The sequence below is a fragment of the Bacteroides sp. genome, assembly GCF_052357945.1.
Taxonomy (GTDB): Bacteria; Bacteroidota; Bacteroidia; order Bacteroidales; family Bacteroidaceae; genus Bacteroides.
This window is the reverse complement of record NZ_DAWCXD010000003.1, coordinates 122,155-142,609: the sequence shown is the minus strand read 5'-3', so window position 1 is coordinate 142,609 and position 20,455 is coordinate 122,155. Positions and strand designations below refer to the sequence as shown.

Genomic DNA, 20,455 nt, shown 5'->3' with positions numbered 1-20,455 from the left:
TTTTCTATTAATGCATAACGACAGCTTACGGTTACTCTTAAAATTACATGGTTATTACTTTTATGTTGTCGTAAGCGCCTTTGGCACAAGTCATCAGTCTGAATCCCCAGTTAGCGCCTTGCAGCGGTTTATCATCTTTGTAGGAGAAACTTTCTTTTCCGTTTATCAGAAACCGAACGGTTCCGTTGATTCTTTCTATCCGGCAACGGCTGGTTGGACGCCAGTCCTCCGAGACAACTACATCCGCTCCTTGTGCTACCATCACCTTGCCGGGAGCGCGGCGTAAGTTGGCTTGTTTGCGTGATTTATGAAAAAATGAGACGCGATACATTGCCATGTCGTACATTGTTTCGTCTTCCACTCCGTAGCGTGTAGGTAGGGAGGTATCGAAGACACTTTCTCCTTTCAGGCCGGAAGCGCAGAACATCAACATATGTAACGGGGCGGGAGAAAGAGGGGTGAAATCAAACTCTATGGCAAAGTTCCTGCCTGTTTTGATAGCTTTGTTCCATACATTGAAATGACCGCCCATAAATTTCGGTTCCCCTTTTCCCAGAAGGAAATAGTTTCTGACATCATTCCCGTATTTAGCTTTCATGGCTGCATAGAGGTATGGTTCATATTCTTTCATGCGGTTATCGTCGGAGATAACGTCGGCTTTTATCAAGGTTTCCATAAGTGGAAAGAACAAGGGTTCCAAAATCAGTTTACCATTCTCGATATATGCTTTGCCTTCTCCTTCCACCAACCAGTCCGCAATTTCTTCCTCTTTATCGAAAGTGTAAATTGTGGATATGGTTTCTTTGACGTTTTGAGAGTAAGCACTGTTATAAGCGAACAGTGAAAATAGAAAGATAGATGTTGCCTGTTTTATATTCATAATTGTCAGTTTTTAGATTATCTTATATTAATAGCTGATTGCCCGTGTGGAAGCCGGGATATAGTCCGTTTGTTCCCTTACGCCATATCTGCCGTTCGACTTGTCGTAAAGTAAGGAAGAACGGGGAGATTTTCGTAGATATTCACTTCCTTCGATTATCGGATTGACGGATGAATAGCTGAATACCGTGCTGTTTGTCCGGTTGGTGACAATCAGTTCTGCCGGTTGAGAGGCACTCATGGTGGCTTGGATATTCCAGTCGTCACATTGGAAAGTGTCCCCCGTACGTACGATTGCCGGGACTTGTTCCGAGTTCGGGGTAATCTGTATGATAGTCAGGATACGGTTTTGGGCACTAGAAGTATATGTAGCTGTTAGATGCCATTGGTTAGGAGCCGGTGTGGCAGGTGGCACGACAAACAGGTCTGTTTGTGAAAACTCAAAAGAAGAGTTGCTGAACTGGCGAACGGTTGTTTTGAATTCTTTGGAAGAGTTTTCGGTAGTCGTTGTGTGCTTTTCTATATTAAACGGGGTAGGGCTGTGTAAGAGCCAGTCCCAACGAACCGCCTCGCTGGCTTCCAATTCATCGTAAATAACGATTGTATGAGGATGCAGAACCAACAGGTGGCGTAAGTATTTGGTAAGCGGGGTTTTACCGAAACCATTTTCGGGCGTTTGGGTGATCCCTAAAGCTGCAAAGGCGTTAATCCACATAGGGTCTTCGCTTATACCGTTGTATGCATGGGAAGCATCTCCAAGACAATAGGAAATATGATCGCCACCCATGGCACGGGTGATATTGCCGTATCCTTTTAAAGAATAGGGCTGACCGATACCGTTGACTAGAATTGTATTGTGGGCACGGGTGTGTCGGTAAGACATCAAGTTGTGCGCATCACTGAAATGCTGGTAATATCCGCTGCTGCGATACACGTCTACTCCTTTATATACAAGGTTGAAGCTGTTTTGATTGGCTAACGTATGGCTGCCTGAGGCGAAAATACTGGAACGGAAGCCGATAGCCATGTCCTGTTCAGGATGCATCAAGTCGGTGTGTATGGCAACTTCTCCTGCATCCTTATACCAGATAAATTTAGGTATGTTGGAAGGCAGTTCGGCGGAGTAGCTTTGGTTATGTATCATGCGATAGAGCCTGAATTCATAGTCTTGTTGTACCAAGTCTTTGGTTTGATCGGCATACCATCCGGCGTAGGAGTCGGCATTCTCTTTAGCCAGGAAGTCAGCAAAGGCAGCCAACACCCGGTTGGCTCCGTCACTCTTTTCGCTTCCGTCGCCGAAGCCGACACTTTTTGCATGTGGAGAATGGGTGTAAACTAGTGCTTTCCCGGCGTTCAAATACCACGGGTGCTTTAAAAAGTCGCTTCGTGTGATGTAAGAGAAGAGCGAGGGGATATAAAATAGGGTTTTTATGTTGGCGGTGATGTAGCCCGCTCCATTATGCCATACACCATCCCGGTTGAAGCCGGATGCCGGTGCGCGTGCGGTCCATATTTCGTAATAGTATTCCAGCATCGGGAGAACTTCGTCTGCGTACGCTGTTTTATCATAAAGGATGAAACAAGCCTGAAAGAATACTCGCATATTATGTTGCCAAAAGTGATTGTCGAATATATGATTTTCTTGTCTTCCGCAGTTTGATTTGAAATAGTAGCGTAACACACGCATCAGCAGTTCTTCTATTCCGAGTTTTTCTTCCGGGGTCAGTTCGCTGTAGAGCAAGTCGTAGATTTCGATAAAGTTGATAGCAATGTCGGTAGAGTCGAAATTGCTTGCAAAGAGTTGGGAGTCCGACACAGGGTGTGCCAGTAAGATATTTAATATTTCATGTAGTTTGTTGGCGTATTTTCTGTCCTGTATCAGATGATAGGCTTGATACAGGTATTGAACGGAGTTTTTTATACTGGCGGCCTCGTCGTAGGGATTGGGCAAGAGGGAGTAATCTGTTTTTAATGCGGTTGACGCACGATGTGTCAGTTGCTTGTATTCCGGGTGCGACGTCACGTTGCGTCGTGCTTGTTCTATCTCGTTGTCAAGGAAGCAATATAACCGTGGATGCGTGTGGGGAGTATTTTTAATAAATGTTTCGAATGTAGGAGTTACGAATTTGGGTGTTTCGTCCTTTACTTCAAAAGAATAGGTTTCGCTCCATGCTTGTTCGGCTCCATCGTTGCTGACAGAGCGGAAACGCCAGTACCATATACCGCTTTTGAGTATTTGGTGCGGATTATGCATACACCATTGTTTGGGAGTTGATAAGGTTGTTTCCGTGTCGGGAAAATCCTTCGATTGGGAAAAAGCAATTTGAAGCTTGTCTCCGGTCTTCATTGCTTGAGGTATGATGAATGGAGTGGGATTGATATAGAGTTCATTATCCGCTTTAGGGTATGGCTTTTCACGAAGTTTGTCGTGTAAAGCGTCGGGAGATGCTTCCGGCTGTTCTGTTTCTGGCGTGTCGGTTGCGGGAAGTGTGTCGTCGCTACAGGCAGTAAACAAAAACAAACAGGCAAAAATATGAAAAAGGGTTCTGAAGCGGAAGATAGTTTTCATAAGATTGATTTAAATAGGGGGATTGATTTAACAATAAAAGGGAAAAGCCGATAAGCAAGGCTTTTTTAGGGGATTCCTTGCTTATCTTGACTTTTCTATTTAGGTCGCTTTGGACTGTTTATTCCAGAATAGTGAGGATAGGACGGTATTGTCCCTGTACACCAAGTTTGCTGGGGTCACTATTGAGAATTGTTGCAGGTTTGGGATTAATATCCGTTAGTGCTCCCCCATTAAACGTGATAGGTTGTATAGCTTTGTTGCTGATGTTGCTGGATAGTAAATAACGGGCAGATCCAGTGGTATGAACAAAGAGGTTTGCACCTTCTATAGCGTCTACTGCATTTGCGAATATTTCGTTTTTAGCAGTCTCGCCGAATCCGTAGTATCCTATTGAGAATGCTTTCAGTTCCTCGAAAGAAGGTATATACCAACCGCTGGATTTTGCTGGAGTTGCGGTTTTTTCTTTAAAGGCAAGAAAGTCTACTATCATTGGATAGTCGCCTGAATTGTTGGTATAGCGGCTGTCTGCCAATAGAGACATGGTATTTTCATATCCTGTCTTAGTCAGTTCCATGCCGGTGAAATCAATTTCATTATTTGTGCAGAACGCTTTACGGGTATTTGACGGTGCACTTTCCAGAGCGATTACATATCCTTTGATACGGGTATATTCACCATATTTACTTGCTTCGTCGCCATTCAGTGCTTTGGTGGCAAACACAATTCCGATACATGGGTTGGCTTCGTCTGTTTTTAATTCCGAAGAATATTCGCCATTCTGATAATAGTAATCACCAATTTTCGGGTCAACAGTCGGTACTGTCGGGTCAACGTCTCCCCCGTCTATATCCGGATTCCATTCTCCGAAATCAGTGTCAATCTGTCCGTCATTCTGTGATTCTGCGACAAGATATCCTCTCACTTGCGTGCGTGTATTCTGTTTCACAGGCACATTGGCAGGGATAGCTACAGTACGACCGCCGTCTGTGGTAACAAAAGTCAGTTTGATTTCTCCCAAAGCGTCATCATCCGCAAAAATATAGCAAGAGAAAAGTTTTAAGTCAGCTCCTTCACCTTCTTGTGCTCCGGTGCCGATAGGAGCTGTGGCGGGTAGTACAGCTTCCACTGTTTCCGTAGAAATTTGTCCTGTTGATACATCGAATCCGTTCGGGATTTCCTGGCTGACACTGACTGAAGTACATTTGTTAAAGTTTGCACTACTCTTGTCTGATACAATCAACTTGGCAAATGGGCGAACCAATGTGATGCTGAGAGGATTCTCTAATGTTGCCTGACTTTTCTCGAAACTGCCGCTGCCAGAGAAGGCATCACAGGCATCCGTATTGTAAAGTGAAGCCGGATTTTTAATTGTGATCTTAGTCAGGTCGTCCGTATTGTAAAACTTGTCGGTGTAGCGACCTGTTACGGGGTCTTTCTGTTGTCCGTTGCCTTCAATGAAGTCTGCCCACATCTTATAGTTGTATGTTCCGGCTTCTTCAAGAGCAAATGTAAAAGACAGTTTACCGTCTGTGCCACCTTCAGTACCTAGTTTTTCTTCTCTATAAACACGGTCTCCGTTTTCATTTGTAATTTCGAGAATACAACGCAGGTAATGGCCGTCCACTCCCGGGATAGCGCGTGTCTTGGCAAATTCCTTCGGTAGTTCGGCGGAAATGTTAACCAGTTTGCTCTGGCTGTTTGAAGTACTAGAGTCGTTTTCTTGACTGCATGCGGTAAATAGTCCCATGAACAGTGTAATAGCTAAATAGATAAAGTTTTTTTTCATAATGGTAATGATTAAAGTGTATTATAATTATTAGTTCTTTTTTACGATAGGAGTGACGTCGATAATGATGTCGTCATCGTTGAAATCAGGGTCGAAACTGATACCAGGACTGGCCGTCAGGAAATAGCCCCGTATGTTTGTCTCCTTGTTCCGTTCATAAGGAATCTTTAGATTCTGATAGCGGGCTACCACTGTTTTACTTTCGTTCGTAATTTCGATAGTGACCGGAATGGACGATGAGGCTTCATTGTTGACTAGCAGATAATCGAAGCCGATATTGAATTCTGCTTTGTTCTCCTCTTTTTGGAGAGTGGCTAAATCAACCGTTTTATTGTACTCCATATACTGCAAAGAGTGCTTCAACTTACCCGTGAGTGCGTCGAATCCTGTGGGCAGATAGTAGTTGTACTTGACGGTCATGGTGAATTTCTTTCCGGTGATTTCCTTGTCTGTCACTTTCTTCAGGAATTTGGTGACATCCGTTGCTATCAGGTTGTACGAAGCCATTGGACGAATCATTTTTATGTCTATGGGAACCGTTACATTCCATTGGTCACGATAGGCGGTCAGGTCTAACGGAGTACTTCCGTAGAAAGCGTCGTAGTATTGGGAATTTCCTTTGTAAGGCGTAGTACGCAATATGAATGCCATGTCTGTGGCGTTGTAGAAAGCCGGGTTGATTTCTTCACCGGTTTTTTCCACATAGTCCGACCATACGGCAAGCTGATAGTTGCGGGCGTGTAATTTCATCGTAATGGGAATGTTTACGGTAGTTTCACCCGCTTGTATCTCTTGATAGACAACCTGACCGGCTACTTTTTGCGAACCTTCATAAACAGCCACGATAAAACGATGCAAGGAAGTGGTGGTTGCCGCACGTGTACCGCGGTTGACGTTCACGAGGTCGAATGACGTTTCCAATGTCAGGTTCGTCATGATATTAACAGCGGTAGGGTCTACTCCGATTTCTCCGTCAGCCGTCAGTTCCGGGTCTTCATAAAGGCAACTGCTTACGAAAACAGACAGTAACAGTAAACAGCCCAGTGTGCGAATAATGCATGTATAGGTATTCTTTTTCATAATCATACTGGCTTAAAAATGATAGGACAATGATAAACCGAGACGGGTGATTCCCCAATAATTCCGGCTTTTGGTTTCAATCAGGGCACCGTTGTCTATATTATAATAGGTGTTATACTTCATATTGGCATAGCCGGCTCCCAAAGTAAACTCCGCTCCCCAGTGTTTGGAGAAAGGGAGTTTGTATCCATAGCTGACACCTGCGCCCAGTAGCGGGCGACCGGTACTCTGATAACGGTTTTCATCCCATTTCACATTGAACAGAGCCATGTGCGCATGTACGCCGAAAAAATGACCTGTTCCTGCTTTTTCCAACCACCAGCGTCCTTCAGGCTGAACGGCGAACGTGCGGACAGCATGCTTGCTGCTGATATCCCAACCACTGAACATGACAGGAAGTTCTACGGAAATATGCTTGCTGCATTGTATCTCAAAAGCCAGGTTCGGTACGGCAATGGCGTCATAAGCGATATTGGTTTTGAGAGCCATGTAGCGTTCGGACGTCTTCTTTTGGCGAAGCTCCTTTTTAGGTTTGCTTGCCGTTGCTGTTTGCTTCTTTTCGGCAACTTGGGGCGTCTTGGCTTTTCCGGTTTCCGTGTTGGGTTTGAACACAATCTCCTTCTCGCTTGCGGAAGTCTGTATGCGTGGGCGCTTGCCTTCCTGCTTCTGCGGGTTCTGTGGATGCTGCGGTTCTCCGGCAGGTGAACCGGCTGTTGCTGTCATAGAACAAAGCAGCAACAGGAATCCTTGTACTAAATATCTTTTTGTTTTCATATTCTTCTTATAATCGGTTAGATTTCCAGTTCCGGGCGTTTGTCTATCAGAGTTGTTTCGTATCCGTCCTCACGTATGATTGTCGCTCCGCTTTTATAGACAATGCTCACGTCTTCCCCTTTCCGGGTAGAGCGGATGAAGAATGAAGATATTCCTTTGGTAGAGACGTTTACTCTGATAATCCAGCTTCCCACTTTGATGCGTCCGTCGGGAAGTATATTCGGTTCGGGAGCCGGGCGCGAAAGAGGATGTGTATTGATAATGGTTGCAAAGCGATATTTCTGTTGCTTTTCGGAAGTCGCCTTGAAATGCCAGTGGTTGGGATAATCGGCGAACTTGCCTTTTGCGTCAGCACGCAGCCAGTTGACTGCCGGAACAAAGAACTGGTTGGTCGTGTCGGTTTTCAGCGTACCGCTTGAAAAAAGATAAGCGTCCGAAGCTCCGTTTTTATTGGTAGCCTGTATATGTACGAACTGCTCTTTCTTCGTGACATTCATCGGGTTGATAACCGTATGCAACAGATAATCCCAGGTGACAGGCTCGTCGGCTTCCAGTTCGTCATAGATAAATACCAGTCCGGTTTTGCCTAAAGCGACGGTGTGGCGTCTGAAAGTCTTTAGGTGGTTCTTGTCCCAACCATTGGCAGGGGTGTATTCTATTCCGCCTTCTTTTCCGCGTTCCAGCCAGAGGGGAGAGATTTCTTCACCATAAGCGTTGGAAGCGTCGCCTAATACGTAACCTATCTTTTCGCCTACATAGTAACGGGGAATCCAGCCGTAACCTTCCGTACCGATACGCTGTCCCATGCCATTCACCAAGATGGAGTTGTGGGCGCGGGTGGAACGGTGGCAAAACAAACTATGCTTGTCTACGAACGCAATGTGGTGGCCGCTACTGTAAAAGAGCGAGCTTCCGCCAAAGAAAGTATTGAATGAATTTTGGTTGGCAATGGCGTGCGAGGTACTTCCGTAAGGGCTGCTTCGGAAACTGAACATGGCATTTCCGCCTACACGGTCCCAGTTCGTCATGAACGAAGCCAGTCCGCTTTCCGGGAAAACATATCCCATCGGGAGACTTGCCAGACCTTCACCTTCAGGCAGGGGCTTGTCGCATTGCAGGCGGAACCACGCCAGACTGCCGGATTTGGCTGTCAGAAAACGTTTGTAGAAGTCGGGAGTAGTGGCCATACGGCGTACGTAGTCGGCGGCGTATGTATTCCCGGTCATTCGGGCTAATGCGTCGGCATATCCTACACGTATGGAACTGGGTTTCAGGTTACTTTGGTGTCCGCTACCGTTACCGCCTGATTTGGAGAAAGGCGGTTGTTGGTAAATAGTGTACATGGCATTACCCTGATACCACGGGTCGCTGAAAAAATTGAATCCTGTAACGGTGGTGTAGAAATAGGGCACTTCGACAAGTGTACGGAAATTAACCGCAAAGTAACTGTCACCGTTGTGCCAGGCTCCATCCTTGTTCAGTCCGGGAAAACGTGCCAGCCAGATATTATAACAGTAATCTGCCCAGATATCCGCTTCGGGAAGGTCACCAAGTACGCTGAATGCAGCAAACGTAAAAATACGCAGGTTCATTTGCCAGACGTGATTGTCGGCTATATGGTTTTCCAACCGGTTGTTGAAGCTCTCATAAAACTCGCTGCCGCGTTTCTTGATTTCTTTCAACAGGGTCTGTTTCTGCGATTCGTTCAGCAGATTGTAGAATGAGTCATAAGACAATGAACTAAGTGAAAGCATTGTAGAAGCATTAAAATCGCCTTTCACATTCTGATTCTCGTCCCAACTGACCATCTCCAAAATACGTTTTATTGCTTCCTTGCTGTATTTGGTATTCTGTGTCAGCAGATAGGCGCGTATCAATAACTCTACGTTGGATTCTTCTTTGTCGATGATGCGGCGGCTTTCGCGAGTCAGCATGGCGTTGCGTTGCATTTCATTGTCCAATCCTGCGGCAAGTTTGGAATTGATGTCATTGACAGACTGCATCGGAGTTCTTAAAACTTTGTTTGCTCCTTCCAAGTACCATTGATACTCGGATTTCGAACGGCTGTTCTTCATAAAACTTGTCCAATTGTCTTTTTGCACCAATATGCGTGGATGACTTTTGGAAAGGTTTGCCTGCATCGTCTTGAATGAAGGCGGGCAGAACTTGCCGGGATTGGCTTCGACGGTGAATTGCAGAATGGATGACCATAGTGTTTTTCCTTCTTCATTCACATATCCATACTGCCAATACCATACACCGGGAGCTAAATCTTTCTCTGGATTGAAGAAAGGCCAGCGTGTTTCTTCCTGTTGCACATTCTTCTTCATCGCTGCATCTTGTGAATAGCGCAACTGGTATTTTAAACGGGACTTGTCTACTTTCTTTCTAGTGGATTTCATTCCGTCCAGTAATGCTTCGGAAGTGTCCACATTTGCCTGTAGCGGCCATTGGAATGAAACGGCACGGTCGGAAACAGTTGCCTTGTCCAGTGGGGAAGGAGTGGCGCGCATTTCGTGCATGAGCGTTACATCTGTAAGCCTGATTCTTGCCGGCTTTTCTTGTGCTTGCATGCCGGAGAATACCAGTAGGTTGCAAAATAATATGGTACTGATTAATTTCTTCATGGTTTATCAATAATTAGGGTTGTTTTTGTTTTCAAACAAGGGATTCAACTGTAGTTCGTCCAGTGGAATAGGAAATAATTCATGCTTACCCTTCTGGAAATTATCTCCGGCAAGATAGGCGCTGCTGCTCACTACCGAACGGCTGCTGAACAAGGTCAATGCGTCCTTGATAACTCCCCAGCGGATAAGGTCGTATTTGCGCTGTCCTTCGAAAGCGAGCTCAAAACCACGTTCCCAATAGAGTGCCGTGCGGAATTTGCCGGCCTCGTCTCCGTCGGAGATGTACTTCAGCTTATATACTTTCTCTTTCATCAGTTCGGTGTAGTTTTCCGTAGTGATTTCTCTGGCTCCGGCACGCTTACGTACGCTGTTGAGAAGTTTCCAGGCTTCGGGAGTGTTGTCTGTCTCATTGTAGGCTTCGGCTGCCATTAATACGACATCGGCATAACGCAGGTAGCAGAAGTTGACATCGGTGACATTAGGGTCTTTGTAGCCGATAGGCATCCATTCCCGGCGCCATTTCCCCGGATACCAGTCTCTACCGTTTTTGTTAACCACTTTTTTGTGGTTGTAGAGTTCTTTGTCCCATGTGTATTTGTAGGTACAAACCATAACGTCACGGCGTTCGTCACCTGTTATCACATTGCCGTCCGCATCTTCTGCTTGAACGTCGAAAAATCCTTTCCATTCGGGAACTACCCGGAACATGGCATTGGCGCGTCCCATAAACTGATTGACTTCGGTTACCGAGATGCCGGGGTGTGCCACTAACGGGCCGATGTAAGTACCCCAGTATCCTTTGGCGCCTGTCTTTCCGTCCGGACTGTAAAATGCGATTTCAAAGATACTTTCTATCGAATTGAGCGTTCCTGCGGAAAATCCTTTGAATAGTTCTCTATATCCTTCGGGATAGAAATCATGATACCCGTTTGCTTTGAACGCTTCCCACTCTTCGATGACAGCCTCGAAATATTTTTTGCGTTTACCGTCGTCAGGGCGGGTAATACTTCCGTCCATTTGAAGGCTGTACCCGGCACGTTGCAATAGTACACGCATGAGTAGACCGCGCGCAGCACCTTGTGTTACTTTTTCGGGGGTAACGGCAGGACTTGCCCAGGCTAAATGAGTTTTGGCAAAATTCAAATCGTCGATAATCTGGTCATAGATTATTTCTCTGCTGCAACGTGGCTGAAAGACGTTTTTGTCTACATTGGTAGAGGTTGTCTTAAATGGAATGTCTCCCCAGTAACGTACTAGATTGAATGCATACAAAGCCCGTAAGAATTTGGCTTCTCCGACTAATGATTGTAAATCCTTGTCTTCCTCGTAGCCGGGCATCCCTTCGATTCCTTCAATAGTATAGTTGGCACGTTCAATTCCGGTATAGTTGCCTTGCCAAATACTATTTATCCATGTGTTTGAACTCGTGACTTTATAGTGGGCAATATCCCGGCGTCCTTTGTCCGAAGTGACTCCTGCCACATAGTAGGTGTCGTCCGAACAACTCAACGCTATGTCCATAGACCCGTAGAGCACCGGAAGCTGTTCATAGACTCCGGTGACCGCCATTGCGGCTTTTGCCTTTGTTTCAAATATATCCTTCTTTTCGTAATAAGAGTTGGGATCTTCGGTCAGCATGTCGGAACAGGAAGTGTTCAACAGGCTTCCGGCCAGTATGCCGAGTGCATAAAGATATGTTTTATAGGTTCTCATTTTTCCGTTATTTTAAGGTGAATTAAAAGGTTACATTCAATCCGAACACGTAGGAATGGCTTCTCGGATAGGCTCCGTAGTCTACTCCGGGCGTCAGGTTGTTTCCTTTGGTAGAAACTTCCGGGTCAAATCCCGTGTAGGGAGTCCAGACAAACAGGTTGCTTCCTGTTGCATACAGGCGGAGCTTCTGAATACCGGCTTTCCGTATCCATTTTTTGGGAAAGTTGTATCCGATAGTCACGTTGCTTAATCGCAGGTAAGATGCATCTTCTACTGCCCATGAGTGGATGTAAGTGTCTCCTTGTTCCATGTCATTAACAGCCGCGGCGCTTTTACCTGCATTTAATGCGGCAAGCTCCTGCGGGTCTGTTATAATATCACCGTTCTGATTGATAGTCATCCATCGTTTGCTGCTGTTTACCGCATCCAGTACATTATATCCGGGTTTACCGGCCAATGTATTAGTCAGTTTGGTGGCATTCAATACTTCACCGCCGTATGAGAAGGTAAAGAATACGCTCAAGTCGAAATTCTTATAGGTGAAGGTGTTGTTCAGACCACCGAAGAATTTCGGATTGGCATTACCGATGACTGTCTGGTCGTTCTCATCAATTACGTTATTTCCGTTGGTATCGGCAAACTTCCACATTCCGGGTTGCATTTCACTGCGCGAACCCCGGTAGGGGATTCCTTCTTTCAATGTGTACTTCTTAGTGTTGGGGTCGTAGGTAAAATCCTCTATCTGATAGAGCCCGAGGGTACGGTATCCGTAGAACTGCCCGATAGGCTTGCCCACTTCTATCTTGTGCGTTTTTTGGTTATATCCGAATTTGGCTTCTTCCAGGAAGAACTGTTCGCCGGACAATGCCTTAATGGTATTCTTGTTGTGAGATAAGTTGAAGTTGGTGTTCCATGTGAAGTTACGTTTTTGTATATTAACGGAACTGATTGTCAGGTCGACACCGACGTTCTGTGTCTTTCCGATATTGCGAATCATATTGCTGTATCCTGAAGAACTCGGTATGCGTGAGTTCAGCAACAGGTGGGTGCTTTCATTTACATAGAATTCGGGAGATATGGTCAGGCGTTGTTCAAAGAAACCTAAATCTAATCCGACATTGAATGTGTTATTTGATTCCCATTGGAGCATTTCGTTCGGGATAGAAGCCGGAACATATCCCGGTGTGTTGCTTTCACCGTTCGGGTATTTTACGGAGTTCAACAGATTCAATGATGCATAGCTGGCGATACGGTTGTTTCCTGACATACCATATCCGACGCGTAGTTTCAAGTCGGAAAACAGATTCAGTTTCTTGATGAACTTCTCTTCCCCCATGCGCCATGCGGCGGAAATGGAAGGGAAAAGCCCCCACTTCTTATCTTCACTGAATTTGGAAGAACCGTCGGCACGCAGAGTGGCGGTCAGCAGATATTTCTCTCCGAAATTGTAATTGAACCGGGTGAAGAAAGACACTAACTTATCATCGTAATTGGCATTGGAAGTAATGGAGCCGGGAATCCCCAGGTTCATATCATCTAAATTAATGTCATTATTGGGGAAATTAGTGGCGCTGGCGCGCATGTTGCGTGTCCACCGCGATACCCATTCCTGCCCGAGCATGGCGATTAGCTTATGCTTTTTCTTCTTGTATTCGTAGTTAAGTACGTTGGATGTCTGGAAACTGCTGTTTTCTGAATACTGGATATATCCGTTGGCGCTTGAACGCTTTCCGTTACTGGATTTTTCTCCATAGAAGACATCATTGCGTATAGTCTGGTAACGCATACCGGTATTATTGCGGAAACTAAGCCCTTTGGCAATGTTGAAAGTCAGTCCGCCATTGGCTTGGAAAGTGCGTAATTGTCTCTTGTTGATTTCTTCGGCGGCAGAGGTGAGCGGATTTTGCATCGGGTTACCTTCCTCATCGGTGATATTGTCTTCCTCTCCATTCAGCAGGCTTTGGTCGTCTCCATAGATACCTTTGGTGGGACGGTATTGGAGAATATGCTCCATTTTGTTGAAACGGGTGGACGAATCGGAAGTTCCCATACCATATATATATGACTGGTCATAGTTAACACGGGCATTGACAGCAATGCGCTTTGTCGGTTTGTGGGAAATGCTGAATGCGATATTATGTTTGTTATTTCCACTGTATATCATAGCTCCGAGGTCTTTGAAATAGGTATAATTCAAAGAATATTGCACTTCTTTGTTTCCACCGGAAATGCGTACACGGTAGTTTTGCGAAGTCGCTGTTCTTCCTAAAGTCTCTTCCTGCCAGTTGATGCCCGGAAAATTGCCGTAGTTTTCGTTGATATCCAGGAAAGAACCGTAGATAGACTGGAAACTTTTTACTCCTGCTTCACCGTCGAATTGTAATCTGCGTTCATAATCTAATAAAACAAATTCCTTAGTGGAAAGTACCGGCAGTTTCCGTGCCAATGTCTTTACACCTACATAACTGTCAAAACTGATAGCCATTTTGGTACCGTCTTTATTTCCTTTTTTAGTCGTGATAACTACTACACCATTTGCTCCGCGTGCACCATAAATGGCAGTTGCTGAAGCATCTTTCAGAATGTCAATCGTTTCAATCTCGGCTGGGTCGATAGTGGACATCCCGTCTTCGCTGGGGAAACCGTCGATAATATAAAGGGGCTCGTTGCTCTGTGTGATAGAAATCCCCCCGCGTACACGTATGGAGATAGTAGACCCCGGAGCACCTTCGCTTTGTGTGATTTGTACGCCCGCTACCCGTCCTGCCAACGCTTGGGTAACATCGGAAGTTGGCATTCTCATCAAATCTTCGCTTTTTACGGAAACGACCGAACCTGTCAGGTCACTACGTTTACTGGTGCCGTAACCTACTACAACTACTTCGTCCAGTGCTTTGGCGTCACTTTGTAAAGTGACATTAATTGCAACTTTCCCTTTCACGTGTATTTCCTGTGTTCTCATTCCTATATAAGAGAACACAAGAATGTCTTTAGCTGCATTGTTTACTTTAATCTTATAGTTTCCGCTTAAATCGCTGATTGCACCGACACCGGGACTACCTTTTAAGGTAATGTTGGCACCAATCACCTCAAGACCTTCAGAGTCTATGACCTTTCCGGTGACGGTCAGGTTTTGTGCTTTGACCGTAAATGCGGTGCAAAGGCAGACCGCAAGAAAGAGAAGTTTTTGAATGTTTTTCATATCAATTCTAATTGTTGTTTTTCTGGGTTAAGAATCTGTAGCAAAAATACAAGCTTTTCCTATGAATCTCATTTTTCTATTGTCCGTACTTCGTTTGAATGCAGATAAATGGCTTTTGAAATTGTACAAAAGCCTTTTGATATCAGTTATTATCAGTAGCTCCAAAGAATTAATACACCTCTGATCCACCTGTGAACGAGAATAATAAAGGCATTTTTTGCTGAAATCTGTGCTCCTTTTCTTGTAAAGGATGAAAACGAAGAAGCTTTGGACGAAATCAGAGTTGATAGAAATGGAAACGAAAATGAAAAAGAAGATTTCCAAGGCTTCTGTCCTTGGGTTACCTTAACTTTGCTACCGGTAAAAGAATACAATAATAGAAATAAAGTAGAACAATGAAAAACAGACTTTTAATGGTGGCAGGGAGTATTGCTTTCCTTACTGCTTGTACTGCTCCGAAAGGAAATGAGATGCAATGGTTTGACCATGCGGTGAAAACATCCGGGCATCAGTTGCTCTATATGGCAGAGCAATTGAAGAACGAACCGGATACGGCTTGCTTCCCCCGTTCCATAAAAGAGGGAAAGTACAGGCTGGAACATCCTACAGACTGGACAAGTGGTTTCTATCCCGGTTCAATGTGGCTGGCATACGAACTGACTGGTGATGAAGCGTTGGCAAAGGAAGCACGTAAGTACACGAACCGTTTGCAGGATATGCAATATTATACAGGTAATCATGATTTGGGCTTTATGATGTTTTGCAGTTACGGGCAAGGTATTCGTTTGAAACCGGAACCGACCGACAGTCTGATTCTTGTTCATTCTTCCGAAAGTCTTTGTTCACGGTTTAGTCCGAAAGTAGGATTGATTCGTTCATGGGACTTCGGTGACTGGAGTTATCCGGTGATTATTGACAATATGATGAATCTTGAAATGTTGTTCTGGACCTCGGAACAGACTAATAATCCTACCTATCGTGATATCGCAATTTCTCATGCAGACAAGACGTTGAAGAATCATTTCCGGTCGGACATGACTTCTTATCATGTGGTAAGCTATTTGGCGGACAGCGGCGAAGTGGAATCAAAAGGAACATTTCAGGGATATGCCGATTCTTCCGCCTGGGCACGTGGCCAGGCGTGGGGAGTGTATGGATACACCATGTGCTACCGCTTCACCAAGCAGCAGAATTATTTGGATGCCGCTCATAAAATAGCACGGTTCATTATCGATCACCGTCCATCGGAAAATGATTATATTCCTTACTGGGATTATGATGCGCCCAAGATTCCGAATGAACCCAGAGATGCTTCTGCTGCAACTGTAACTGCCTCTGCGTTACTGGAATTGAGCGGCTATGGTGATAAAAAACAAGGGGAAGAATATTTCCGTTATGCGGAGAATATCCTGAAACAGTTGTCGTCTGAAGAGTATCTGGCGAAAGAGGGAGAAAATCATGGTTTCATCCTATTACATTCTGTCGGCAGTTTCCCGCATGACAGTGAAATTGATACTCCGTTGAACTATGCCGATTATTATTATTTGGAAGCAATGAAGCGCTATAAGGATTTAAAAGAGAATTCAAATCGTTAATAGTATTAGTTTTTAAGGTCGATGCCGGTTCTTTATATGAGTTAAAAAATAGGGTTTGTTTATAAGATTGGACTGAAAATATCTATCTTTACAATAAAATCTTTATTATTAGCTTATGAAAGATCGGCATTTGCTGTTTAAGTACATACTCGGATTATCCGTTTGTATCTCGTTTCTTCCTTTATATACTATATCGGCTGCCGACAACCCTATCCATTTTAAGCGGTTGTCCGTAGATGACGGACTGTCCCAAAATACAGTGCTTGCCCTGACACAAGATCATAATAATAAAATTTGGGTAGGCACGATAGATGGATTGAACTGGTATGAAGGTTCTCGTTTCGCTTCTTACTACAAGGCACTGGATGATACGACAAGCCTGGCGAATAATCATGTTTATTCGCTTCATACCGACCCGAAAGGTACAGTATGGGTAGGCACACAGGTTGGTTTGTCCCGTTATAATATTGTAGGAAACAATTTTACCAACTATTCGCTGCCGGACAATCGGCCGATGCAAGTGCTGGCTATTGGAGAACCGGAAGAAGGCGACCGCCTTTTGCTTGCCACTAATATAGGTCTGGTGATTTTTGATAAAAAGACAGGGCGGATGAAAGTGCAGCCGGAACTTGCCGGGAAAACCATTTACTCTGTTTGCCGGATGAATGACGGCTTCTTGCTAGGTACTTCGGAAGGGGTTTATTTCTACTATGTACGCAATGAGAACGTGGCCCGGCTTCTTCTCCAACTGAAAGGAGAAGTGGTCTCTGGTATGCTCTATGATGATAGAACCGGAAATTGCTGGTTGTCTTCATTGACAAACGGAGTGTATTGTGTCGATAATAATTTTCAGATAAAAAGGCATTATAACAAGCAGAATACTCCTGCTTACTTCCTTACCAACTCAGTCAGAACATTGAGCCTGGATGATAAGGGAAGAATTTGGATAGGAACAATGGAAGCTTTGCTTGTCCTTGAACCGGAAACAGAGACTTTTCAGATTTGTCGTTTTTCTCCCGAGGATCCTACTTCATTAGGACACAATTCCATCCGTTCTATTCTAAAAGACAACCAGGGTGGCATGTGGGTAGGCACGTTTTATGGCGGACTTAATTATTATCATCCTTTAGCTCCTGCTTTCAGACGCTTACAACATTCTTCCTGCCAGAATTCTTTGAGCGACAACACCGTGAGTTGCATAGCCGAGGAACCGGACAGCGAGAATCTGTGGATTGGCACGAACGACGGCGGATTAAACTACTATAACCGGAAAACCGGGACTTTTTCCTTTTTTCGGGCGGGAACTTCCGCCAATTCTTTGAAATCTGATAATATAAAATGTATATGGACGGATAAGGATGGTAGTATCTATATTGGTACACATGGTGGAGGAATGAGCCGTCTGTATCGTAAAAGCGGGAGAATGGAAACATACAGCTTTCCTCATTCGGTTTCTTTGAATAACAGTTGCTACTCTATATTGGATGGAACGGACGGAACGCTTTGGGTAGGTGGTATGAACGGACTTTTCCTTTTCGACAAACAGACCGGAGAGTTTTCGTTGCATCCATTGGCTAAAAAGCACAACAAACTGGAAAACGTGTTGATATATACATTGTTCCGTGATTCGAAAGGTAGGATATGGATTGGAACAGAAGAAAGTTTGTTCTTGTATGCCGGTGGGAAGCTGGAAGAATTGCATCTTCCATCTTCAGCTTATCTGCATGGGCTGATACAGGCCTTTTGTGTGCAGGAAGATAGCCGCCACAATATATGGGTAGGCTCTTCTACAGGTTTATACCGCTATAAGGAAGGAGTGCCGACCGCCTGGGAACAATATACGATGAAAGACGGCTTGCCGAATGATTTTATTTATAGCATACTGGAAGATGAACGGGGGCGTCTGTGGCTGACTACCAACAAGGGACTGGCCTGCTTCAATAGGGAAGAAGGAACTTTCCTCAACTATACCAAACAGGACGGGCTGCCTCACGATCAGTTCAATTTCTTCGGAGCCTGCAAGGCACAGGACGGTACGTTCTTTTTGGGTTCTCTTGGTGGTGTTGCCTATTTCAAACCTTACGAACTGGAGGATAATCCGTATTCTCCGAATGCGGTTGTTACAGGGGCCGTAGTTTTTAATCAAGTAATTACGGACTTGAAAAGTGAACGGGTGCGTTATTATCAGGACGAGAAGGGACGAATGCTGGGTATGTCATTCCCTTCCGATCAGAAATTGTTTAATATCCGGTTTGTCGTTATTAACTATTTGGCGGGAAAGCGGAATCAGTTCATTTATAAGTTGGAAGGATTTGAAACGGAGTGGAACTATTCCAAATATACTTCATCTTCACGGGCGAGCTATTCTAATCTGCCGCCTGGAGAATATGTATTTAAAGTGAAGGCACGTAACAATAACGGGAAGTGGAGTGAAGAGACTACGGAATTTTTTGTGCATATCATCCCGATGTGGTATCAAACCTGGTGGGCAAAGACACTTTTCATTTTCTTTTCTATAGGACTGTTTGTTTTTGTTATCTATTTCTTCATAGCTCGCGCCAAGATGAAGATGCAGGTACGTATTGAACAGATAGAACGGAGTAAGATCGAAGAAATCAGTCAGGAAAAGGTGCGTTTCTACATGAACATGTCTCATGAACTGCGTACTCCGTTGAGCCTGATACTGGCTCCGTTGGAAGACGTTTTGGAACAGAATAGTCTGGTAGGTGCTCCGGTACGGCAAAAACTGGAATATGTTTACAAGAATGGACGAAAGTTGCTGCACATAGTCAACCAGTTGCTTGATTTCCGAAAAGCTGAGGCGGGAGCGATGCCTATTCATGTGGTACAGACGGATGTGAACGGATTGTTGCAGGATGTATACACTCTATTCAAGGAGAACGCGGAAAAACGGAATATCGATTTTAGTATGAAGTCCGACTTGGAGGGTAGGCTGCTTCCGGCTGATAAAGCATATTTGGAAACTATTCTAATGAATTTATTGTCAAACGCTTTTAAGTTTACACCGAATGGAGGTCATATATCACTCTCTTTATACATGGATGGAGATACATATAACTTTACTGTGAGAGATAGTGGTATTGGTATGACTTCTGAACAGCTTACCCGCATTTTTGAACGTTTCTATCAGGCAGACGGGCAACGGAAGGGAACGGGTATCGGATTGTCATTGGTGAAAATGCTTGTGGAAAAGCATCACGGAACCATTGTTGTAGAAAGTGAAGTTAATAGTTATACAGAATTTAAAGTCACTTTACCTGCTGACATAAACGTTTTTACAGAGAAAGAGCGGGAAGTACCGAAACAGGAAACTGAAACACCTGTATCCTTTCGGGAAATTCCGGTGTCTGATGAATGCTTCTCTAGTGACATACCGGCTGTTGGTTCTGTGGAAATATCCGAGGATGATGGAGTAGAAACTACCGATGAGGAAGAACGTCCCACTATTTTGCTGGTGGATGATAATAAAGAAATGGTGGATTACTTGAAAGATAACTTCCGTCGGAATTATGTGACGCTGACAGCAGGAAATGGGGAAGAAGCATTGGTCATCATGAAAGAACATCGAGTGGATGTCGTCCTTTCCGACGTGATGATGCCGGGAATCGATGGAATTAAGCTTTGTCAGCTTATCAAAAGGAATTTGCAGACTTGCCATATTCCAGTGCTTCTGCTATCTGCCAAAGGAAGTGTCGACGCACAAACGGAGGGTATTCAGGCAGGAGCGGACGATTACATTGCGAAACCGTTTTCTATTCATTTGTTGAACGGCAAGGTTGCCAATTTGCTGAAAGCTCGTCAGCGGTTGAAACATTATTATTCAAATACGATTGATATTGATACTGCCAAGATGACTTCCAATACTTTGGATGAAGAATTTATGAGCAGGGCTATTCAGGTGGTGGAAGAAAATATCAGCAATGAGGACTTTACATCTGATGAGTTAGCTAGTAAACTTTGTATGAGCCGTTCGTCACTTTATCTCAAGATGAATTCCGTATCTGGTGAACCGCCTGCTAATTTTGTCCGTCGTATTCGCTTTAATAAAGCTTGTAAATTGCTGTTGGAAGGACGCTATTCTGTTACTGAAATTAGCGGAATGGTAGGTTTCGGCTCTTCTTCTTATTTTTCCACTAGTTTTAAAAAGTATGTCGGCTGTCTGCCGTCTGAATATATAAAACAACACACTAAGTAGCCATTATTTCCTAT

General features: G+C 44.5%; 10 protein-coding genes. 2 read left to right on the top strand and 8 right to left on the bottom strand.

The window, feature by feature from the left end; all coding sequences use genetic code 11:
- Positions 1-43: 43 nt before the first annotated feature.
- The 8 genes from ACT8YW_RS01960 to ACT8YW_RS01925 form a co-directional block, all read right to left on the bottom strand.
- Positions 44-880, bottom strand: a complete 837-nt coding sequence (locus ACT8YW_RS01960; RefSeq protein ID WP_444103794.1) for a DUF1961 family protein — start codon at positions 878-880, stop codon at positions 44-46.
- A 27-nt stretch (positions 881-907) separates the two neighbouring features.
- A complete protein-coding gene (locus ACT8YW_RS01955) occupies positions 908-3,448 on the bottom strand; it encodes a DUF4962 domain-containing protein (RefSeq protein WP_444103793.1) in 2,541 nt (846 codons plus the stop codon).
- Positions 3,449-3,566: 118 nt separating this feature from the next.
- The gene (locus ACT8YW_RS01950; protein WP_444103792.1) at positions 3,567-5,234 is read right to left on the bottom strand and encodes a DUF6562 domain-containing protein; all 1,668 of its coding nucleotides are present in this window, start codon (positions 5,232-5,234) and stop codon (positions 3,567-3,569) included.
- A 30-nt stretch (positions 5,235-5,264) separates the two neighbouring features.
- A complete protein-coding gene (locus tag ACT8YW_RS01945; protein WP_444103791.1) occupies positions 5,265-6,314 on the bottom strand; it encodes a DUF6562 domain-containing protein in 1,050 nt (349 codons plus the stop codon).
- Positions 6,315-6,326: 12 nt separating this feature from the next.
- Positions 6,327-7,088: a DUF3575 domain-containing protein gene (locus ACT8YW_RS01940; protein WP_444103790.1), complete on the bottom strand. Its 762-nt coding sequence runs from the start codon at positions 7,086-7,088 to the stop codon at positions 6,327-6,329.
- Positions 7,089-7,105: 17 nt separating this feature from the next.
- Positions 7,106-9,715 carry a DUF4962 domain-containing protein gene (locus tag ACT8YW_RS01935; RefSeq protein WP_444103789.1) on the bottom strand — a complete coding sequence of 870 codons (2,610 nt, stop codon included), beginning with the start codon at positions 9,713-9,715 and terminating at the stop codon, positions 7,106-7,108.
- Between the two features lie 6 nt (positions 9,716-9,721).
- Positions 9,722-11,428, bottom strand: a complete 1,707-nt coding sequence (locus tag ACT8YW_RS01930) for a RagB/SusD family nutrient uptake outer membrane protein (RefSeq protein WP_444103788.1) — start codon at positions 11,426-11,428, stop codon at positions 9,722-9,724.
- 22 nt (positions 11,429-11,450) lie between these two features.
- Positions 11,451-14,630 (bottom strand): SusC/RagA family TonB-linked outer membrane protein, encoded by a 3,180-nt coding sequence (locus ACT8YW_RS01925; RefSeq protein WP_444103787.1) that lies wholly within the window; start codon positions 14,628-14,630, stop codon positions 11,451-11,453.
- A 395-nt stretch (positions 14,631-15,025) separates the two neighbouring features.
- Between ACT8YW_RS01925 and ACT8YW_RS01920 the strand changes: the two genes are divergently transcribed.
- Together ACT8YW_RS01920 and ACT8YW_RS01915 are read left to right on the top strand one after the other, a co-directional pair.
- On the top strand, positions 15,026-16,225 hold the full coding sequence (locus ACT8YW_RS01920) for a glucuronyl hydrolase (protein ID WP_444103786.1): 1,200 nt from the start codon (positions 15,026-15,028) through the stop codon (positions 16,223-16,225).
- A 115-nt stretch (positions 16,226-16,340) separates the two neighbouring features.
- Complete coding sequence (locus ACT8YW_RS01915) at positions 16,341-20,441, top strand: hybrid sensor histidine kinase/response regulator transcription factor (protein WP_444103785.1); 4,101 nt, start codon at positions 16,341-16,343, stop codon at positions 20,439-20,441.
- The last annotated feature ends 14 nt before the right edge of the window (positions 20,442-20,455 follow it).